The following is a 673-nucleotide window of genomic DNA, read 5'->3' as shown; positions in this document are numbered from 1 at the left end:
TCTCTTGGTAGTCCATGTAACCGCCGATACCGGCACCTACTGCACCACAAGCCAATGCGGAGTTACGCGCGCCTTTGCCACCGTGGGTCAGCGCACCAACGATGCCGCAAACAGCCGCACCGCCCAAACCGTACATGGCGGTTTTGCTGGCGGATTGTTGACCGGTAGCAGGATCGGTCACACAGCCGGTGAGTGCCAAAGGAATTGCAGTAGCAATAACGGTCAGGGGTTTCAAGAATTTCATGTCGTATCCTCTTTTTAGATGACGGCTTAGGCCGTCTGAAAAAAATGAATAAAAACCGCGTGGGTCATTACGGATTTATGATACCCAATATCCGAAACGCAAAAGAATGGGTTTAACCCGATATTACGAAAATATTTGCCAGTTAACATAATTCTGAAGCATTTCTGCATTTTTCTGGCAGCTTGGCCGTTTTGCCGTGAAATAACCAGCAAAGTTTTTTACAGTTTCTTCCGTTTTTTCTGCTTGCGGCGATACCAGTTGATGAATGCCCATTTCAATCTGACCTTGACGTCATATCCCACCGAACCCGCACCCAGTATGAGCAAAACGGCGGAAACGGGCAGGGCGAAATGATGGCCGACCAGATGATAACCCCATGCGCCAACCACGCCGCCCAGTAAAAACGACAGCATCAAGCCGCTTAAAAGC

At 49.5% G+C, this 673-nt stretch carries 1 protein-coding gene and 1 pseudogene; both read right to left on the bottom strand.

All coding sequences use genetic code 11. From position 1 onward, the window contains the following. The coding region (locus tag ACTHUR_RS14690) for a glycine zipper 2TM domain-containing protein (protein ID WP_440399324.1) at positions 1-244 on the bottom strand (244 nt) is incomplete at its 3' end. 218 nt (positions 245-462) lie between these two features. Then, positions 463-673, bottom strand: a pseudogene (locus ACTHUR_RS14685) (YoaK family protein); the annotation flags it as partial.

Source organism: Neisseria sp. P0021.S007 (genome assembly GCF_051956855.1).
Note: the sequence above shows the minus strand (reverse complement) of the source record. Positions and strands in the feature narration are given on the sequence as shown.